At 68.2% G+C, this 289-nt stretch carries 1 protein-coding gene; it reads left to right on the forward strand.

Going from position 1 to position 289, the window contains the following annotated elements:
- Positions 1-289, forward strand: a 289-nt coding sequence (locus tag RMT89_RS42260; RefSeq protein WP_315889068.1) for a hypothetical protein, incomplete at both ends; no start/stop codon positions are given.

The following is a 289-nucleotide window of genomic DNA, read 5'->3' on the forward strand; positions in this document are numbered from 1 at the left end:
GGGCTGCGCATCGAGGCCTCCGAGGTGCGTGACCGGCTGGGCTTTGCCGAACCCGCCGCCGGGGCCGAAATTCTGACCGCAACATTGCCTTGCGCGCCGCCCGCCGTCTCTGCGACCGAGGGGGCGGGGCGCAATGGGTCCATTGAACGCATCTCCGCCGTTTTTAAACGGGGGTCGGTCCTTCCGGGTGTCAGCACAGCCGAGACGACCTCACGCCACTCAGCGGGCGAAATTTCGGGGGGTCGGGTTGCGGCGGGCATGGTCGATCAACTCGGGCTTGAGGCAGGGC

This window comes from Streptomyces sp. P17 (assembly GCF_032436805.1).
Classification (GTDB): Bacteria; Actinomycetota; Actinomycetes; order Streptomycetales; family Streptomycetaceae; genus Streptomyces.